General features: G+C 40.3%; 16 protein-coding genes. 11 read left to right on the plus strand and 5 right to left on the minus strand.

Annotated elements, in window-relative coordinates; genetic code table 11:
* Positions 1-148 precede the first annotated feature (148 nt).
* The 6 genes from QQK00_RS17215 (at position 149) to trmB (ending at position 5,559) form a co-directional block, all read left to right on the plus strand.
* Positions 149-307 (plus strand): YqaE/Pmp3 family membrane protein, encoded by a 159-nt coding sequence (locus QQK00_RS17215; protein WP_284218920.1) that lies wholly within the window; start codon positions 149-151, stop codon positions 305-307.
* Between the two features lie 636 nt (positions 308-943).
* A complete protein-coding gene (locus tag QQK00_RS17220) occupies positions 944-1,999 on the plus strand; it encodes a CNNM domain-containing protein (protein WP_284218921.1) in 1,056 nt (351 codons plus the stop codon).
* Positions 2,000-2,443: 444 nt separating this feature from the next.
* Positions 2,444-3,007 (plus strand): hypothetical protein, encoded by a 564-nt coding sequence (locus tag QQK00_RS17225; RefSeq protein WP_348521162.1) that lies wholly within the window; start codon positions 2,444-2,446, stop codon positions 3,005-3,007.
* Positions 3,008-3,139: 132 nt separating this feature from the next.
* Positions 3,140-4,078, plus strand: coding sequence for an ABC transporter ATP-binding protein (locus QQK00_RS17230; protein ID WP_284218922.1), 939 nt, complete (start codon positions 3,140-3,142; stop codon positions 4,076-4,078).
* On the plus strand, positions 4,075-4,845 hold the full coding sequence (locus QQK00_RS17235) for an ABC transporter permease (RefSeq protein ID WP_284218923.1): 771 nt from the start codon (positions 4,075-4,077) through the stop codon (positions 4,843-4,845). The genes QQK00_RS17230 and QQK00_RS17235 overlap by 4 nt, the downstream gene beginning before the upstream one ends.
* 36 nt (positions 4,846-4,881) lie before the next feature.
* A complete protein-coding gene (gene trmB / locus QQK00_RS17240; RefSeq protein WP_284218924.1) occupies positions 4,882-5,559 on the plus strand; it encodes a tRNA (guanine(46)-N(7))-methyltransferase TrmB in 678 nt (225 codons plus the stop codon).
* A gap of 50 nt (positions 5,560-5,609) precedes the next feature.
* Here trmB and QQK00_RS17245 read toward each other — a convergent pair whose 3' ends face one another.
* Positions 5,610-6,311, minus strand: a complete 702-nt coding sequence (locus tag QQK00_RS17245) for an EAL domain-containing protein (RefSeq protein WP_284218925.1) — start codon at positions 6,309-6,311, stop codon at positions 5,610-5,612.
* 182 nt (positions 6,312-6,493) lie between these two features.
* On the opposite strand from QQK00_RS17245, the gene panP reads away from it, so the two are divergent.
* From panP to QQK00_RS17260, 3 genes are all read left to right on the plus strand, one after another.
* Positions 6,494-8,128 carry a pyridoxal-dependent aspartate 1-decarboxylase PanP gene (gene panP, locus QQK00_RS17250; protein WP_284218926.1) on the plus strand — a complete coding sequence of 545 codons (1,635 nt, stop codon included), beginning with the start codon at positions 6,494-6,496 and terminating at the stop codon, positions 8,126-8,128.
* A 135-nt stretch (positions 8,129-8,263) separates the two neighbouring features.
* Positions 8,264-8,980, plus strand: a complete 717-nt coding sequence (locus QQK00_RS17255; protein ID WP_284218927.1) for a response regulator transcription factor — start codon at positions 8,264-8,266, stop codon at positions 8,978-8,980.
* Position 8,981: 1 nt separating this feature from the next.
* A complete protein-coding gene (locus QQK00_RS17260) occupies positions 8,982-10,478 on the plus strand; it encodes a sensor histidine kinase (RefSeq protein ID WP_284218928.1) in 1,497 nt (498 codons plus the stop codon).
* Positions 10,479-10,555: 77 nt separating this feature from the next.
* Here the strand turns inward: QQK00_RS17260 and glnG are convergent, their stop codons facing one another.
* The 4 genes from glnG to glnA form a co-directional block, all read right to left on the minus strand.
* The gene (gene glnG, locus QQK00_RS17265; protein ID WP_284218929.1) at positions 10,556-11,968 is read right to left on the minus strand and encodes a nitrogen regulation protein NR(I); all 1,413 of its coding nucleotides are present in this window, start codon (positions 11,966-11,968) and stop codon (positions 10,556-10,558) included.
* Positions 11,961-13,046, minus strand: coding sequence for a nitrogen regulation protein NR(II) (gene glnL / locus QQK00_RS17270; protein WP_284218930.1), 1,086 nt, complete (start codon positions 13,044-13,046; stop codon positions 11,961-11,963). The genes glnG and glnL overlap by 8 nt, the downstream gene beginning before the upstream one ends.
* Positions 13,047-13,181: 135 nt before the next feature.
* The gene (locus QQK00_RS17275; RefSeq protein ID WP_284218931.1) at positions 13,182-13,691 is read right to left on the minus strand and encodes a DUF4124 domain-containing protein; all 510 of its coding nucleotides are present in this window, start codon (positions 13,689-13,691) and stop codon (positions 13,182-13,184) included.
* A gap of 107 nt (positions 13,692-13,798) precedes the next feature.
* Positions 13,799-15,208: a glutamate--ammonia ligase gene (glnA, locus tag QQK00_RS17280; protein WP_284218932.1), complete on the minus strand. Its 1,410-nt coding sequence runs from the start codon at positions 15,206-15,208 to the stop codon at positions 13,799-13,801.
* 643 nt (positions 15,209-15,851) lie between these two features.
* Between glnA and typA the strand changes: the two genes are divergently transcribed.
* Together typA and QQK00_RS17290 are read left to right on the plus strand one after the other, a co-directional pair.
* The gene (typA, locus tag QQK00_RS17285; RefSeq protein WP_284218933.1) at positions 15,852-17,681 is read left to right on the plus strand and encodes a translational GTPase TypA; all 1,830 of its coding nucleotides are present in this window, start codon (positions 15,852-15,854) and stop codon (positions 17,679-17,681) included.
* A 274-nt stretch (positions 17,682-17,955) separates the two neighbouring features.
* Positions 17,956-19,083: a MalY/PatB family protein gene (locus QQK00_RS17290; RefSeq protein ID WP_284218934.1), complete on the plus strand. Its 1,128-nt coding sequence runs from the start codon at positions 17,956-17,958 to the stop codon at positions 19,081-19,083.
* Positions 19,084-19,105 lie beyond the last annotated feature (22 nt).

The raw sequence follows: 19,105 nt of genomic DNA on the forward strand, positions 1-19,105 counted from the left end.
TCCTAGACTAATCTCTAGTATTTAAAAGATTCGAAAAAGCCAGCGTTTGCTGGCTTTTTTATTAGCTAATGTTTATTGCCGCTATCACTTGAAGTTCGTGCCGCATGAATGTTAGTTTATTTGAACAAGAATTTAAAATGGATGTATCATGAGTAAGTTAATTCTAATTATTTTGGCAATATTTTTACCCCCAATATCTGTATTTTTGAAAAGTGGCGTAGGTAAAGATCTACTAATAAACATCTTATTGTGCATATTTCTCTATGTGCCAGGCATCATCCACGCAATTTGGGTGGTAACGAAGTAATAAATTTTACAAACTTAACGTTTAGTGCTTAGCTCTTATTTTTTTAAGGGCTACGGCAATTTTCTTATGCGACATGCTAAATATGCATAAGATACTTTTTTGCTAAAAAAAAATTTAATTTTTTATTTTTCCAATTGATTGAATTATTTAGAGATTTGTTGTATTGCGGTACATATATTAATAATTTATCAAATCAGCTCTTGAAAATTTCCTGAACCTTTTGCAATATTCTAGTGTCAATTATTTGACGTTCGCTCTTCGGACAAGTTAACAATAAAAATAAGCCATTCTTGCATGGTGAGAAATGAGGAAGATGCTGTGGTGGTTTCCAAGGTTTTATTCAGGCTAACTTTTATTCTCTTTGTCGCTATTTACTTAACGGTTTTAGCGGAATTTGTGAATGTTCAGTACTATCAATTTGATTTTAATATCAAATTTGAAGCAATCTTCCTGACTTTAATTGTAGGCACCTATTTCTATTTTTATTTGCGGAAAAGCAAATTTTAGATCTTAGTGGTCTTTAGCAATTTAATATGTTTATGTTTAAATAAATGTACTGAATAAAAACATATTGTGCTACCTACTAGTTTGAGTGTTAAACTCGACCTTTGATATTTAAATGGCGTCTTCGACCGTATGGTCTTACTTTTTATCTACGTTTTTATAGCTTTAGGCTTTTCTTTTGTCTGCTCTGTCGCAGAGGCAGTTATATTAAGTGTTTCACAAGCATACATTTCTCTTTTAGAAAAAGATGGAAAACCTGCGGGTGCTCTTTTAAATAAACTTACAACCGATATCAATAAGCCGTTGTCAGCAATTTTAACCTTAAATACCATTGCGCATACAATGGGTGCCGCCGGCGCTGGCGCTCAGGCGGCGTCGGTATTTGGTGACGCATACCTTGGCGTTATTTCTGCCGTGTTAACCTTATTAATTTTGGTTTTTTCTGAAATCATTCCGAAGACGTTAGGGGCAACATATTGGAAGTCGTTAGCGCCAATAACTGCGTATTTCCTCAAATACCTCATTTTAGTTCTTTATCCATTTGTGCAAATGTCTCAAAAGTTGACAAGTGGCTTTACTGAAGAAAGTCCATTAAAAGGTTTAAGTCGTAGTGAATTACTTGCAATGGCGGAACTTTCTGAAAGTGAAGGGCAACTTGCGACTCAAGAAGCTAATTTTTTACAAAATCTTCTTACCTTGCATGAGCGTAAAATAAAAGACGCAATGACCCACCGAACCGTTGTATTTTCGGTCTCTGAAGACATTACAGTAGACGAATTTGTTGAAGAATATTCAAACAAACCTTTTTCAAGGATCCCAATTTACGAAGACAATGAATCTGAAAATATTACCGGTTTTGTTATGAAGTCGGAAATTTTACTTGCCAGCGCGCAAGGGCAAGGCGATAGGCTATTGAAAGAGTTTATGAAAAGTATGGTTACATTGTTGGGCGATATGCCCCTTGCCACTACATTTGACCATTTCTTAAATTCTAGAGTGCATATTTTGTTGGTAGTAGATGAATATGGCGGTCTTGAGGGGATTGTTACTCTAGAAGACTTACTTGAGTGTTTGCTAGGTGTTGAGATTGTAGATGAGTTAGATACCACAGTCAGCATGAAGCGTTTAGCTAAAGTCATGTGGAAACGACGGGAAAAAAGATTGATGCAAAACAATAACGACCTCTAAGTTGATTGCGGATAGGATACATTACCAGCTTATTTTTTCGGTTTGTAAGTCACTCAGTATATACTGCCAAATTCCCATGTATTTCTTTAGTTTATCTTTGATTATCAGAGTCATGGACCCGTTCTGCCTCAGAATTTCAGGGGGTTCAGACAATATTCGCCAATGAGTCATGGTGTTTGTTGCGGCTGCATACATTTGAACGTAACTCGCATACGCTTGATTTTGTTTTGCCATCGCTTAGCATTTCGTTTTTCCTGATTGTTAGCGCATGCATCATTTCAGTTTTCAAATATCGATGAGAATGCATTTCTCCTATTTTAATAGGATAATTTATTCAATGGCATAGTTTGATGGTGCAGATCAAACTTTGTGCAAAGCAGCTTGAAAAAATTTACTTCAAACCTGAGAAGTCGGAATAAAAATCCTTCATTTATACGAAAAATTTTGCTAACAATATGTTCAAGGCATTATCAACTATTTAAGGTGTATATTATCGCAGCTTCTTTACCCGCTATTATTGATGTGGAAGCTAGTGGATTTGGGATTCATAGTTTTCCCATTGAAATCGGTGTAGTACTTCCTAACGGTAGCCGATTTTGTCGTTTGATAAAGCCATTTGATGATTGGATACACTGGGATGATTCAGCGGAGCAAATACACGGTATTTCTCAGGGTGTTATTCAACAGCGAGGTATTAACCCAATCGACGTTTGCCACGAATTGAATGATTTTGTTGGAGGCCAAACGTTGTATTCAGACGCATGGGTAGTAGATAACCCCTGGTTACTTAAACTGTTTGGTAAGTCCAAAGTCAACATGGCATTTCGCATTAGTAGTTTGGAATTGATAATGAAAGAAAGTCAGTTTAATACGTGGGATAAAGATAAAGCCTTTATTGCTCGTCGAAGTGGCTTAAAAAGGCATAGAGCCAGCACGGACGCTTGTATTATACAACTTACATATGAGCGCTCTATGCAACGCATGAATGGAAATTTACACTCACTTTAGTTTTCTTTACTTGTTTTTTATGGCTACATGGTAAACTACGCTTCTATTTTTTTACTTTCGAAAGCATCTGTAATTTACGTTAGAAAGATACACGACAAATATTCATTCGACACAATACCAAATGGGAAATTGATGAAAGCAATCGATATTCGAGGCTTAGAGAAAAAATATAGCGCAGGGGTGAAGGCGCTTAAAGGGATTGATTTATCTGTAGAGGAAGGTGACTTTTTTGCTTTGCTGGGGCCAAATGGAGCAGGAAAATCAACAACAATCGGCATAATTTGTTCGTTAGTAAATAAAACAGCGGGTGATATTAACGTTTTTGAGTATGACGCGTCGAAACAAGAGGTTGAGGCTAAGTCATGTATTGGTTTAGTGCCGCAAGAGTTTAATTTTAATCAATTCGAAACCTTGTTGCAGATAGTCATTAATCAAGCCGGTTATTATGGTGTTCCAAGAGATATAGCAAAGCAGCGCGCAGAAAAATATTTAAAACAATTAGAGCTTTGGGATAAAAGAAATACAAGGTCTAGAGATTTATCTGGTGGTATGAAGCGTCGGCTCATGATTGCTAGAGCGCTGATGCATGAGCCAAGAATATTGATTTTAGATGAGCCAACTGCAGGCGTTGACATTGAAGTCCGTCGTTCGATGTGGGCGTTTTTGAAGCAGATAAATGCGCAAGGTATTACTATTATATTAACCACGCATTATTTAGAAGAAGCTGAAATGCTGTGTAGAAATATTGCTATCATTGATAAAGGCTCGATAGTCGAAAATACCAGTATGAAAGCGTTGCTGTCGACGTTAAATATTGAAACCTTTGTGTTTGACGTAGAAGGCGATATACAAAATACGCAAATTCCTGAGTTCGACTCAAGAGTCATTGATTCTCATACCTTGGAAGTTGACGTACCAAAAGCTAGCGGCTTAAACCCTGTGTTTGAATATTTTTCTGCGGCAAATATCAAAGTGATGAGCATGCGCAACAAAGCAAACCGCTTAGAAGAGCTATTTGTGCGTTTAGTTGAATCCTCTAATAATGAAAATAAGACTGAGGAAACAGTATGAGTAGTGTAAATATGGTTGCACTAAAGACCATTTGGATAAAAGAATGTACACGCTTTTTGAGAATTTGGGTGCAAACGTTGGTGCCGCCTGCCATAACGATGTCATTGTATTTTGTCATTTTTGGTAGTTTGGTCGGTAAGCGAATTGGGGAAATGGGTGGATTTACCTACATGGAGTTTATCGTTCCAGGTCTTATAATGATGTCGATTATTACTAATTCTTACGCAAACGTATCATCTTCCTTTTTTAGCGCGAAATTTCAAAAAAATGTCGAAGAATTGCTCGTTGCGCCTGTACCTACATGGGTCATTATTTTTGGTTTTGTGGGAGGTGGTGTCGCCAGAGCATTACTTATTGGTATTATTGTAACCTTTGTTTCGATGTTTTTTGTAGATGTGCAAATTCACAATTTTGCCGTCATCGCGATAACGCTGTTACTGACCTCGATATTATTTTCGACTGCGGGGCTTATTAACGCGGTCTATGCAAAAAACTTTGATGATATAAGTGTTATTCCTACTTTTGTTTTGACACCCCTAACTTATCTTGGTGGCGTTTTTTACTCCCTAACCCTGTTGCCTGAATTTTGGCAAATTGTTAGCAAGGCAAACCCGATTGTCTACATGGTAAATGGTTTTCGCTACGGGTTTTTAGGTGTATCTGATGTAAATTATTTCGTGTCTTTGGGTCTACTTATTGTATTCAACGTCATTCTATATATTGTTGCCTGGCGATTGCTCAACAAAGGTGTTGGTATAAGAACCTAACGTACTCTGGTATGTAGGTATGTGGAATACATAGAGATGCAAGAAGCGAGAAAAATTACAAGCAATCAAGAAGATGTGCATGAAGATCTACTGAGTTACGTGCAAAAGCATCAAACAGGTAAATCACATAAGCCTTTCGCAAAACATACTACTGATGCATTTGAATATGTTGTCGAATGGCTCGAAGGTTGGCATGGTGGTGTCATTATTGATGCTTGTTGTGGTGTAGGGGAGAGCACACTTGTGCTTGCTGCTAAATATCCAGAAGCAAGAGTTATTGGTGTAGATAAGTCAGCAGCAAGACTTGATAAACATGCATATTATAAATCACGTCATGCTGACGCAGATGCTGTTAATGCAATCGTTATTCAAGCTGATTTACATGATTTTTGGCGTTTACTAGCTGCAAAACTAGACACAGAAACCCCATGGGCGGTTAAGAAGCAATACTTGCTTTACCCAAATCCCTACCCTAAAAAATCTCAACTAGGTAAGCGTTGGCATGCCAGTGATGCATTACCAAGTATGCTCTCTGTTTGTAATAAGATTGAAGTACGTTCAAATTGGTCTATTTACGTAAGAGAGTTTGCTATTGCACTGGCCAAGTATGGTCTTGATATGCATGTGGAAGAACATAAAGCGCGGCCGATAACACCCTTTGAAAGAAAGTATCAGGATTCAGGGCAGCGTTGTTGGCGAGGTGTTAGCGCCTAGCAATGCGAATGAATATAAATTAAACCTATGAGAGTCGGTATTCGGCTCATTTATACTGTGGTGTGAGGTTTTGATAAATAAAACCCCTGACCGTATTTAATCTCCATAGATTTAACCGCTTCTAAGGTTTGTTGGTCTTCAATGTGTTCGGCAATTAGATTAACAGAGTATTCCTTACAGTAATGTTGTACACATTCAATGGTTTTCTTTGTGGACCCGGTTGAGGCAAACTCCCTTACTACACTTCCTTTTAATTTGACGGCATCTACGCCTGATGCAATGAGTGCATGTAATTTGGCATCACACTCATCGACGTCATCTACCGTAATGTGTAATTTGGGGATTTGTTCCATGAATTTACGTAAGGCTGACAAGTTATTCTTTACATTCCTGTAGGGTAATTCAATACCGCATAAGCCCCTGTCTACATGCTGACAAAGCTTAGCCATATCGTCAACAATTCGCATGTCTGATAAGTCGGCTTCGAACATGTTAACACTCCAGCGCATCTGTTTTGGTTTAAAAAATGCAGTAGACATGTCAAGCATTCGTTGAGTCATTGCGGCGGTAAATTCAGTGCGCTCAACTAAATACAAGAACTCATTGGGTAAATGAATTTTCTGGTGTTCATCTAAGAGCCTAGCTAAACATTCGTATCTTACGGCTGCGCCAGTATCTAGATTAAATATCGGTTGATAAAACGGGACAATATGTTCGATATTCACATTGTCACTTACTACGTTTGTTTGCACCTTAGGTCCTAATACGCTAATTCTCTATACTTGTTATCAGTCAAATTCTATTTGGCTTTAATAAAAATGTAAAAAAAGTGTCATATACACAATGATTTAGCTTAATTTTGTCTAGCTACACTTGGTAAAAATACTTAACTGGGGTAAAGTTTCGCTCCTTAAATGACAAATGAAGGCAGATTTTGGCGAAAGATAGGGCAAAGGCAGAGGTTAGTTTAGAACACCTTTTCAGGGTTTTTACAAAGCCTGAAAACGACGATTCTACCCTTGCAAAGATAGAAAAACATTTGTCAGATAATCTTTCTGACTTTTTATCGCAGCATGTAGTCGCAAAAAAAACCTCTCTTGAAGAAATTGAAAAAGACTTTTCTAATGCAGCCATCCCAGTTGCACCTGAATTTGTGTCGAGCCATGCCGAAACGTTGTTGGATAAATTGGTTGCGCAGTCAGTAAATACATATGCGCCAACGTTTATTGGACATATGACTTCGGCGCTACCTTATTTTCATTTACCACTATCTAAATTGCTCGTTGGGCTTAACCAAAATCTCGTCAAAATAGAAACATCGAAGGCATTTACGCCATTAGAACGGCAAACCTTAGGGATGATGCACAACCTCATTTATGCCCAGGATGAAGCATTTTATGAGAAATACTTACATAGTGCTCGTCATTCACTCGGCGCATTCTGTTCAGGTGGCACAATCGCAAATATTACGGCACTTTGGGTTGCTCGCAATAAGATATTAGGCCCAGATAAGGATTTTCGGGGGGTTGGGAACGCGGGATTAGTGAATGCCTATCGGCACTATAATATCAACAACATCGGTATTATGGCGTCAAGACGCGGGCATTATTCATTAGGGAAGACAATCGATGTGCTCGGTATCGGACGAGAAAATATGTTGAGCCTACCAAGTCCAAACCAAGTGTTAGAGCCTAAGGATGCATTGCGAGTTGGTCGTGAATATCAAGATGATGGCAACAAAATGTTGGCTATTGTAGGTATTGCCGGCACGACGGAAACTGGGCACGTTGATCCCCTCGATGAACTTGCTGATGTTGCAAATGAGCTTGGGTGTTGGTTTCACGTTGACGCAGCCTGGGGAGGCGCTACGCTTTTCTCTGATGTATATCGAGATAAACTCAAGGGCATCGAAAAAGCTGATTCTGTTACCATTGATGCGCATAAGCAGATGTATGTGCCAATGGGCGCAGGTATGACTATTTTTAAAGATCCTGCCCACAGTAACGCAGTTCGTCATCATGCACAGTATATTCTAAGAGAAGGGTCTAAAGACCTTGGCGCGACCACTCTGGAAGGTTCAAGAAATGGTATGGCTATGATGCTGTATTCCTCTTTACATATATTTGGTAAAGGTGGGTATCAGTTACTCATTGACAGAAGTATTCAATTGGCGCATCGATTTGCTGAATTAATAAATTCACATCCAGATTTTGAACTAGTGACAGAACCGACTCTGTCTATCTTAACTTACCGTTTGCGACCAGCCACTCTATCCGCTCTTTCAACGATGCATTCACAAAAGCAAATTGAACTTAACAAAAAGTTAGATTCTTTGACTGTATCCGTACAAAAACAACAACGTGAAGCAGGTAAGTCATTTGTTTCAAGAACTCGTATCGAAGTTAACCAATACGGTTCAGTTCCGATTACCGTGTTTCGCGTGGTACTCGCTAATCCCTTGACGACAGAAAAAGACTTACTGGCAATTTTGGACGAGCAACTTAGCATTGTCGCAAAACATTCGATTTGGCAGTCTTTTGCCGAGTTACCAGAAAGTAAAATTGCGTAACTGTAATTTGTCCTTTTTGTGATACTTTTGCGATACATCTTGGCGATACTTCATACTAGCTGAATTAAATTACACTCTTGTTCGGTCATATGTCAAAATCACTAATATAACACTATTAAATCTAAGGGTATTAATATGGACAATGTGCTGATTGTCGAAGACGACATGGATATTGCTGCACTTATCAAGGTTAACTTAAGTGAACTAGGTTTAAATCTTGATCATTGCGCAGATGGCCAAAGTGGTCTCAATGCGGCATTAAACAATTCATATTCACTAGTGTTACTCGATGTAATGCTTCCTTTGATGAGTGGGTTGGACATTTGCCGAAAATTAAGAGAGCGCAAGCCTGAGCAAGCTATTTTGATGTTAACGGCGAAAAATTCTGAAACTGACAGGGTCTTAGGCTTGGAATTAGGCGCTGATGACTACATGAGTAAGCCATTTAGTATTCCAGAACTGCAAGCAAGAGTTAGGTCTCAAATTCGTAAAGCGCATTTATTACAAAAAGCGAAAGAAGAGGTTGTGCCTGAGGAAGGGTTTCTGCAGTGCGGTGATATATCGATAAATCAACAAACCCGAGAAGTCTTTAGAAATGACAAATTACTGGATTTGACCGCAACTGAATTTGATTTACTGTTTCATTTAATGCAACACCCCAATCAAGTATTTTCTCGAAGCCAATTATTAGAATCAGTATGGGGTTACCAGCACTGTGGATATGAGCACACCGTAAACTCTCATATCAATCGATTGCGTTCAAAAGTGGAAAAAGATGCAACAAATCCCGAATTTGTGCAAACGGTCTGGGGTGTAGGTTACAAATTTAATAAAGTAAGCAAAGGGAGCTAATATGTGGCACCCCAAACTTTGCTTTTATCAACGGCTATCAGTCTCTTTGGTCGGCGGTTTTTTTTTAGTAATCGCCTTGCTTACTACTGCATCGACGTATTTACAGACTAGTATCAAACATGAGGGCGAGCAGCGCCTCCATCTTAAGCTTGCTGAACATTTGGCGTCTGATAACCCATTGTTGAAAACCGGCGTTTATGACTACGATGCATTAAAAAACCTTTTTCATGCGCTTATGTTACTTGGCCCTAGCTTTGAATTTTATTTTGTAGACATAAATGGGAAGCTTTTAACTTATTCAGCTAAGCCGGGGGAAGTTGTTAGAGATAGCATTTCACTTGGCCCCATCACGGAAATGATTGAAGGAAATGCGTCTTTTCCCTTGTATGGCGATGACCCTAAATCTAACGATAAACAAAAAATATTTTCTGCGGCGCCTATTTTTAATGGCGATAAATTACAAGGATACTTATATGTCATTGTTGGAGGCTCGCAATATGATTCGATAATTGATGAGTTGCAACAAAGTAAGGGTGTTCAACAATTTGCACTTATTGTTTTTGCTGGCCTACTTTTCTTGTTGTTTGCACTTTTGCTTTTGTTTAGGTTTTTCACAGCGCCACTTAAACGATTGAGTGATGACATGGATCGCTTTAGAAACAATGGGTTTGATTTAACCGGATCTGGTATTCAATTGTTGCCATGGCGAAACGAATCTCGTAATGAAGTTCAGCGACTAGGCTTTGCTTTTAATGAAATGTTAAAGCATATAGATAAGCAATGGCAGCAGATAAAGGCAAATGATAGTCAGCGTCGCGCATTGTTAGCGGATTTGAGTCATGATTTACGTACTCCTCTAGCTAATTTACAAGGCTATGTTGAAACCCTATCATTAAAAGACAAGCAATTGGATGAAAAGGATCGCGCCCATTTCATTCAGATTTGCATGAAAAACTTGCGTAATTTAAAGCGACTAATAGATCAAATATTTGAATTAGCCTATTTAGAAAGTGGACATATAAAGCTTAAGTTGGAAACCTTTCAATTGGCTGAACTTCTGCATGACATTGCAGCGAAGTTTAAGATCAAGACCGAGGCAAAAAATATTGAATTAGCCGTATTGATCGATCAGGCAAGTGGTTTTGTTCGAGCAGATATTGAAAAGGTAGAACGTGTATTATCTAATTTAATTGAGAATGCGATTAGACATACACCACCTAACGGTAAAATTACCTTAGAAGTGAGTGATAAAGCTGGTAAATTATTAGTCAGTGTTGTTGACACTGGTGTAGGTATATCGTCAGAAGAATTGTCACACATATTTGATGCGCGGTACCAAGCTAGTAATACTGAGCGTGATGCAACTACTCATGTTGGACTTGGCTTAGCTATAAGCCAAAAATTAATCGCACTGTTCGACTCTGAGTTAGAAGTCAGCAGTGAATTGGGATGCGGTACTAAGTTCTCTTTCTGCTTGGAAATGATTGAGCCAATGTAAAATGCATTTCAAGAGTGTAAATGTTGTTAAGGAGCTAATACATTAGCTCCTTTTTTAATTCGGTTACCTCTGCCCTATTAGTCGTTGCTGAAATTCAGCTCTTTCAGTTTGCGAGTCAGAGTGTTTCTTCCCCATCCGAGTCGTTTAGCTGCTTCTTGCTTGTGACCTTGCGTGTGCTTTAGCGCACAACTCAGTAGCACCTTTTCAAAATCGTATTGAGCGACATCTAGGATATCATTGCGACCAGACAACAACTGTTTGTCAGCCCAATTCGCTAACAGGACTGTCCAATCATCGTGCACCGCAGTTTGAGATGTGTCTTCGGTTAAGGTGTGAAGCTCAGGTGGTAGGTCATCTACGAGTATTTCTTGGCCACTCGCCATTACCGTGAGCCAGCGACAAGTGTTTTCTAGCTGCCTTACGTTTCCGGGCCAAGCAACTTCCATTAGTCGGTGTTCCGCCAATTCAGAAAGCTGTTTACTCTCAACGCCCAATTCTTTGGATGCTTTCGACAAAAAGTGCTTAGCAAGCAAAGGAATATCTTCTCTGCGCTCATTCAAACTAGGGATGTGAATTTTAATGACATTCAAGCGGTGGTATAAATCTTCCCTAAACTTGCCGTCATGTACTCGTTGCTCTAAATCCTGATGCGTGGCTGCAATAATTCTTACATCAACCTTTACAGGCTGATGGCCCCCAACTCGATAGAATTGACCGTCTGCGAGTACTCGCAACAAACGAGTTTGAACGTCAATTGGCATGTCACCAATCTCATCGAGAAATAACGTTCCTCCGTCGGCTTGTTCAAATCGTCCTTGACGCGCATTTTGGGCGCCAGTAAATGCCCCTTTTTCGTGACCAAACAGCTCTGATTCGATTAAGTCAGCAGGTATCGCCGCCATGTTCAGTGCAATAAACGTTTCATCGCTCCTCGGGCTGTGCTTATGCAAGGCCTGTGCGACAAGCTCTTTCCCAGTACCAGATTGACCATTTATCAAAACACTAATTGATGAGCGGGAAAGTCGACCTACGGCGCGAAACACTTCTTGCATTGCAGGCGCTTCACCAATGATTTCAGTATTTGAACTTAAGGACTCTTGTTGCCTCAGTTGACTGGTTTCTCTGGCGTGTTCTAACGCGCGTTTTGTCAATGATACGGCTTCGTCGATATCAAAGGGTTTTGGCAAATATTCAAAAGCTCCGCCTTTGTACGCTTTTACTGCACTATCTAAATCAGAATGCGCGGTCATTATGATTATGGGTAAATCTGGCACATGTTCATGTATTTCTTCTAATAAGGCCATCCCATCCATTTCTGGCATACGTACGTCTGAAATAACCACTTGCGGTGCATTCCCACTTTGAATTTGTAATAGTAGATCTTCAGGGTTAGAGAAGCTCATACATCCAATGTTTGCGACTTTTAAAGCTTTCTCTAATACCCATCGAATTGAACTGTCGTCATCAACAACCCATACTGGTTCAGTCATTGTTTGCGTCCTTTATTGTTATTGGTATATAGATGGTAAACTCCGTGTAACCAGGGAAACTTTCCAAATCTATCTTTCCATGATGATGATCTGTTAATGTTTGTGCTATGGACAATCCCAATCCACTGCCGTTTTTCTTACTGGTAACCATCGGATAAAATAATGTATCTCTCAGCTCTTTAGGGATGCCAGGTCCATTGTCGATTACACTTATCAATGCACACAATGCATGTCGTTTACCGTTGATTACTGAGCTTCTTTCTATCCTGGTTTTTAACCTTATGTTTGGCTGTTGAATTTTAGCTTCTTTCAAGGCTTGGCTAGCGTTACGAACGATATTGAGTAGCGCTTGTTGCAGCATGTCAGGATCACCAAAGACATCGGGAATTGAGGGATCGTAATCTCTTGTAACCGATATAGAATAAGACTGGTCGACAAGAATGAGCGATCTCACTTTTTCGATAACTTCATGCAAGTTGCAATAATCCTTTCTTGGGAGCGTATTTGGCCCTAAAAGTCGATCAACGAGTCCACGCAAACGGTCTGCTTGTTCCATAATCATTTGCGTGAATTCTTGTTGTTCTTTTGACGGGAGCTGTTTATTTAAAAGCTGCGCAGCACCTCGAATACCGCCCAATGGATTTTTAATTTCATGTGCGAGCCCCCGTATCAATTCACGCGCCGCCATCTGCTGGGCGTATTGCTGGGTTTCTTGGCTAATTTTTCGTTGTTTATCAACCGGCATTATTTCTAGCAGCAAGTATATATTGTGTTCTACTTTAAAAATGTTTGCTTGTAAGTCAACCAATGTGCAACGGCCATCTTTGAAGCACAATTGAAGCTCGGCTTCTGAGAATTCTTCACCTTTCATGAACGCCTTTTGAAAACGAGAAAGATCGAAACACTCTTCAAGGAAAAACTCATTGAAAGGCTTTTCTTGGATTTGCGTTAAACCGGTCTCGAACACATTCAATGCGGCTTCATTCACGTAGACAATATTAAGTTCATCGTCTAGCACTAGAAGCGCATTTGTCATCGATTGGAATATTGTTTCCAAAAGTAGGGGCGTATTTCCCAAAAATAATTCCTCACCTAACAAATTCAATGCACCATTGTGGTGCTTAATGGTAATTTAGGCTGCTTACCTACAAAAGTCTAATAAGCTTTATAGATAATGCACCACCTTAACTGCTTGTAGAATCAGGACAATCCCTTAATTAGGGCGATTGATTAGAGATGTGCGGTGCAAGTACAGCTTTCTTGGCGGGGTAGATGCAATAACCTTGCCTGTGTTATCAGTAAAGTGAATTTGATAAGTATGTTCGCCTCTGTCGACGTTTTTTAATGCGAACATACCTGTTGGTGACTGATAATCTGTACCACTTAGCGATAAAGTAAATAGGCCAGCTAATTTAGGCTCTAACGCAGCCGCAATAGTAATATCCCCACTATTACTGCGGATTGTTTGTTCATCATTTGGTTGCAATACAGAAAGCTGATATGATTTTTTTTTGATCGTATTTTGTAGTGATGTTTTTGGTGGTTTGAGGGGTGATGCAGGAATGGTTGTGATCGTGCTTTTTATTTCTACTTCAATTGCACCTGCTGAAGGAGTATCTGAATAGGTGACTGTACCATCTTCGTGCACGGTCTTATAAACTTTTGCATATACAATGTTCATTAGCGCAATCATAGAAAAAATCAAGCACACACGTAACAACATATTTAATCGTCCTATCATGGATACACGTCATATATTACAGAATGCAGACACGTAAAAAAAGCCTGCATAATGCAGGCCTTTTATACATATGTATTAACTTCGAATATTTATACGCTGTAGTACATATCGAACTCAACTGGGTGAGTTGTCATGTTTACTAATTCAACTTCTTCAGATTTAAGCGCAATGTATGCATCGATCATATCATCAGACATTACACCACCAGCGGTTAAGAACTCACGGTCACCGTCAAGTGCCTCAAGTGCTTGCTCTAGTGAGCTAGCGACTGTTGGAATAGACGCAGCTTCTTCTGCAGGTAGGTCATATAAATCTTTGTCAGCTGCATCGCCAGGGTGAATTTTATTTTTGATCCCGTCGATACCCGCCATAAGCATCGCAGTAAACGCAAGGTATGGGTTAGCCGTTGGGTCAGGGAAACGTACTTCAATACGACGTGCTTTATCACTCGTTACGTAAGGAATACGGATTGATGCGCTGCGGTTACGAGCAGAATACGCTAGCATTACTGGAGCTTCGAACCCAGGTACAAGGCGCTTGTACGAGTTAGTTGATGCGTTAGCAAAAGCGTTTATTGCACGTGCGTGCTTGATGATACCACCAATGTAGAAGAGAGCTTCTTCTGATAGGCCTGCATATTTGTCACCAGCAAAGATGTTTTTGCCGTCTTTACCAATCGATTGGTGACAGTGCATGCCAGAACCGTTGTCGCCTACTAAAGGTTTAGGCATGAATGTTGCCGTTTTTCCGTAACCGTGAGCAACATTGTGCACAACGTACTTGTAGATTTGGATCTCATCGGCTTTCTTAACTAGGGTATTGAATTGGCAAGCAATTTCATTTTGACCCGCAGTAGCAACCTCGTGATGGTGCGCTTCAACTACCAAGCCCATTTCTTCCATAACAAGACACATTGCAGCGCGCATATCGTGCGCTGAATCTACTGGAGGTACTGGAAAATATCCGCCTTTAACACCTGGACGGTGCCCCATGTTGCCGCCTTCATAATCTGAACCAGAGTTCCATTTTGCTTCTTCAGCATCAATTGCATAGAACGAACCGGCCATGTCTGTATGGAATTTTACATCATCAAACAAGAAAAACTCTGGCTCTGGACCGAACAATACGGTGTCACCGATACCAGTAGACTTCAAAAACTCTTCTGCACGCTTAGCAACTGAGCGAGGATCACGGTCATAACCTTTCATCGTTGAAGGCTCAACTACGTCACAACGGATATTTACTTGAGTTTCCTCTGCGAATGGGTCAACTACAGCACTCTCTGCGTCAGGCATAAGGATCATGTCTGATTCATTGATGCCTTTCCATCCAGCGATAGATGAGCCATCGAACATTTTTCCTTCTTCGAAAAATTCGTCATCTACTAATCCTGCTGGTATAGAAACGTGTTGCTCTTTACCTTTTGTGTCTGTGAAACGTAAATCTACAAACTTAGCTTCGCTTTCAGTGATAAGCGCTAAAGCTGACTCAATTGACATATAGTTCTCCAGTTTTAAGTCCGTTGTGTGATGAATATTTGGGCAACCATGTGGTTGACCCGAAAAACGAAAGTTTTGTCGTTACAACGATAGTTGGCAACACTTAAGTATGACCATAAGTATTAACCATAATCAAGCCCCGTAAACTAACAATCTGGCTAGCTTGGGGTGAGCGATGTAACAATAATAACGCGATTGCGGAATTAACGGATTTTAAAGCTATTATCATGCCAATGGTAAAGAATACTTAACACTTTGTTTTCAATAGATAATGTCATGGTATAAAATCGAATTAGATAAAGTGTTGCACTTGTTTGGTGCTACACCTCTGAGGTTTGCACAGAAAAAGTGAAGTCATTGCATTCTAAATAATTTTGAACGTTAATTTGCTGGAATATCGGTTTACATTGGGATAGATATTTAATAAATAACAAACGCATACATACTCCTCTTATAGTGTGTCTGTTATGCTTTTGAATGTTCTGAAATCAACCGAAGTCAGCTTAAATGTTATCAGCATGTTTTATTTAGACAAAAAACATGAATTCACATAGCCTAATCCACAATAAATCTGTACAATCCGCCGCCAAATAGTTATCTCCTGTAGTCATATAAAGACCGCGGGCAAATTTTGAGAGTATTTATGTCTTCCAGCATCGCTAACTTACGCAATATCGCTATTATTGCGCACGTTGACCACGGTAAAACAACTTTGGTTGATAAGCTTTTACAACAATCAGGTACCTTACAAACTCGTGGCGACAGCGAAGAGCGTGTAATGGATTCAAACGACATTGAAAAAGAACGTGGTATTACCATTCTCGCTAAAAATACGGCGATAAATTATGGTGACTACAGGATTAATATTGTTGATACCCCTGGACACGCCGATTTTGGTGGGGAAGTAGAACGTGTTATGTCAATGGCAGATTCAGTACTGTTACTGGTCGATGCGCAAGAAGGTCCTATGCCGCAAACACGTTTTGTTACGCAAAAAGCGTTTGCCCAAGGTTTAAAACCAATTGTTGTGGTCAACAAGATTGATAAGCCAGGGGCGCGTCCAGATTGGGTTATTGATCAGGTATTTGATTTATTTGATAACTTAGGCGCGACTGACGATCAATTAGATTTTCAAGTAGTGTATGCGTCGGCGTTAAACGGCTGGGCGTCTAATGAAGCGGAAGATACGGGCACAGATATGACCCCCTTGTTCGAAACCATCATAGAACAAGTTGCTGCACCGGATGCCGATGCTGAAGGCGCACTTCAGATGCAAATCTCGCAGTTGGACTATAACAGCTACTTAGGCGTTATTGGTGTTGGTCGTATTAAACGTGGTGTCGTGAAAATTAACCAGCAAGTGACAGTCGTTAATGCTGCTGGAGACAAGAGAAACGGTAAAGTTGGCAAGGTACTTGGTTATCTTGGTTTAGATCGTCATGACGTTGAACAAGCAAGTGCAGGTGACATCGTTGCAATTACAGGCTTAGGTGAGTTAAAAATCTCTGATACGGTGTGTGATGTAAACACGATTGAAGCATTACCGGCGCTGTCTGTTGATGAGCCGACGGTCACCATGACGTTCCAAGTAAATACATCCCCGTTTTCTGGAAAAGAAGGTAAATATGTTACTTCTCGCAACATCTTAGATCGCCTGAACAATGAATTGGTCCATAACGTTGCATTGAGAGTTGAAGAAACGGAAGACCCTGACAAATTCAGAGTGTCTGGTCGTGGCGAACTTCATTTAGGTATTTTGATTGAGAACATGCGTCGTGAAGGTTATGAACTAGCAGTTTCTCGTCCAGAAGTTATCTTGAAAGAAGTTGATGGCGAGTTACAAGAACCATACGAAACACTAACGATTGACTGTGAAGAAGAGCATCAAGGTTCTATCATGGAACAGTTAGGTATCCGTAAAGCTGAATTAACCAATATGACGCCTGACGGTAAAGGGCGCACTCGTATGGATTTCATGATCCCGAGTCGCGGGCTTATTGGCTTCCAAACTGAGTTTATGACTTTAACCTCTGGTTCGGGATTGCTTTATCACACGTTTGATCACTACGGTCCACACAAAGGTGGCACAATTGGTCAACGTAAGAATGGTGTACTTATCGCCAATGCGACAGGTAAGGCACTTACAAATGCGTTGTTTAACCTTCAAGATCGTGGTCGCCTATTCATTGGACATGGGGTAGAGGTTTATGAAGGCATGGTGATAGGTATTCATAGCCGTGATAACGACTTAACTGTGAACGCACTGAAAGGGAAGCAACTGACAAACGTACGTGCATCTGGCACTGACGAAGCACAGAGCTTAGTACCACCTATCGTGATGACCTTAGAGCAAGCCCTAGAGTTCATTGATGATGATGAGTTGGTAGAAGTGACGCCTGAGAGCATTCGTATACGTAAAAAATTACTTACCGAAAGTGACCGTAAACGTGCATCAAGAACGAAGAAAGACTAAAGTTTGCGCTTGCTAAGCGCAATAGATAGCTCAAAAGCCAGCCTGTTGTCGCTGGCTTTTTTCTTGGTAAACATAACGACGGCAGTGGCTATATACGCCAAATAATAACCTGACACACCTGTGAGGTTAATGTAATTCATTTTTTCTAAATAGCGCATCTATTAAATTTGAATATTAAAGTCGTACTTGCTCTTAATATCTCCGCTGGCTCGACTATCTAGCCAAGTGGCTCTTTGCTATATTAAATCTAAATATCCCTTATAGAGGTTTCGCTTTGTTCAATTTTGATAAAATACCAGATAGATCTGCTACACATGCATTTAAGTGGGAACGTTACAAGGGCAAAGATATTATCCCGACGTGGGTGGCAGATACTGAATTTAGTAGCCCGCAAGGTGTTATCGATAGCCTTGTCACGCGAAGTCAACATGGTCTTTTTGGGTACACCTTGCCAAGTGAATATACGCCAGCTGTTGAAGCCGTTGTTGCTTGGTGTAAACAGCAATATGCTTGGGATGTTTCACCTGAGTGGGTTGTTTGGACACCTGGTGTAGTGCCAGCTTTCAATATGGCAAGTAAAGCCTTTACAGAAGACAATGAAGGGATTATTGTTCAGACGCCAAATTACCCGCCCTTATTAGCTGCTCCCCAAATTAACCAACGAGAACGGTTTGATGTTCCGACAATTTTAGTGAATGGCCGTTGGACATTAGATTTTGAAGCGCTCGAAAAACATGCTGCGCATCCAAAGGCGTCGCTGTTTATCATGTGTAACCCGATGAACCCTGTGGGTACCGTCCTCACTGAGCAAGAGTTGAGCCGTGTAGCCGATATTTGCAATAAACATGGTGTCACACTATGTAGTGACGAGATTCATTGTGACTTAGTGTTAGATGATGTTACGCATATTCCTGCAGGTAAACTTCCAGCGCTGTCAGATAACTCAATTACTTTAATGGCCGCTAGTAAGACGTTTAACGTCGCAGGTTTAGGCACATCTTTTGCCATCATCCCAAATGCTGTACAACGCCGAAAGTTTGTAAAAGCAGGGGCCGGGATTGTGCCATGGGTAACCGTAATGGGGCTTGTTGCGACAGAGGCTGCATTTACGCTATGTGATGAGTGGTTAAACGCTCAGTTGGATTATTTGCGCGCGAATAGAGATTACCTAGTTAACGCGATAAATAACATCAATGGTCTTTCTTGCATTGCGCCAGAGGCAACCTTTTTATTGTGGGTCGATGCCAGCGGACTTAATGTTAGTGACACTCAAAAATGGGCTGAATCGAAAGGCGTTGGCCCATCACCGGGACGAGATTTTGGTAGTCCAGATTTCTTTCGTATTAACTATGGGTGTCCACGAAGCATGTTAGAGGATATCGTCTCCAGACTAAGTAGCTAAATGTTTTGAGTACAAAGCGTTT

The organism is Agaribacter marinus, from assembly GCF_030160655.1.
In the GTDB taxonomy this organism is placed as follows: domain Bacteria; phylum Pseudomonadota; class Gammaproteobacteria; order Enterobacterales; family Alteromonadaceae; genus Glaciecola; species Glaciecola marina.